General features: G+C 63.8%; 1 protein-coding gene and 1 pseudogene. One reads left to right on the top strand and one right to left on the bottom strand.

Annotated elements, in window-relative coordinates; all coding sequences use genetic code 11:
* Positions 1-337, top strand: a 337-nt coding sequence (locus tag B3873_RS20175) for an ATP-binding cassette domain-containing protein (RefSeq protein WP_286868583.1), incomplete at its 5' end; no start/stop codon positions are given.
* A gap of 154 nt (positions 338-491) precedes the next feature.
* On the opposite strand, the pseudogene B3873_RS20170 reads toward B3873_RS20175, so the two are convergent.
* Positions 492-909 (bottom strand): annotated as a pseudogene (locus B3873_RS20170) (isocitrate lyase); the annotation flags it as partial.

Genomic DNA, 909 nt, shown 5'->3' with positions numbered 1-909 from the left:
CCTGCGCCGCCCCGCCGAGCATCCGGCCGTGCGCCAGTGGCTGCAGGCCTTTGAACTGGAGGCCATCGCCCACAGCCGTCCGGCGCAGATTTCCGGCGGCCAGCGGCAGCGAGTGGCACTGGCGCGCGCGCTGGTGGCCGAACCCGACATGCTCTTGCTGGATGAACCCTTCTCCGCGCTCGACCTGTCCCTGCGCCAGCGCATGCGCAGCGAGCTGGCCGAGTTGCAAAGCCGTCTGCAGGTGCCGATGCTGCTCATCACCCATGACCCGGCCGATGTGGAAGCCCTGGGGCAGACCGTGTTCGAACTGCGCGACGGCCGCCTGCATCGTCCCTGATCCTGGCCGCCTGATTTCCGGGAGACGGACGAAAAAAAAACCGCACTCTTATGGAGTGCGGTATCAAGTTCGGGGATCTCCCCGCCGGCCCGCGCAAGGATGCGGGCCGGCGTTACATCACACACATTCACTCAAACTTCGGCATCGTCCTGGCTCAGGCGGCCTTCTTGGCCTTGTCGTCGAAGAATTGTTCATCTTCGGTCGAACCGTGCAGAGCCGTGGTCGACGACTGGCCTTGCTGGATGGCCTGGGTCACGGCGTCGAAGTAGCCGGTACCGACTTCGCGCTGGTGCTTGACCGCCGTGAAGCCCTTGGAGGCGGCGGCGAATTCGGCTTCCTGCAGTTCCACGAAGGCCGACATCTGGTTGCGGGCATAGCCATGCGCCAGGTTGAACATCGAGTAATTCAGCGCGTGGAAACCGGCCAGCGTGATGAACTGGAACTTGTAGCCCATGGCACCCAGTTCGCGCTGGAACTTGGCGATGGTGGCATCGTCCAGGTTCTTCTTCCAGTTGAAGGACGGCGAGCAGTTGTAGGCCAGCAGCTTGCCCGGGAACTTGGCGTGGATGGCC

Source organism: Herbaspirillum sp. UBA812, from assembly GCF_002296545.1.
GTDB classification, from domain to species: domain Bacteria; phylum Pseudomonadota; class Gammaproteobacteria; order Burkholderiales; family Burkholderiaceae_D; genus Herbaspirillum; species Herbaspirillum huttiense.
Note: the sequence above shows the minus strand (reverse complement) of the source record. Positions and strands in the feature narration are given on the sequence as shown.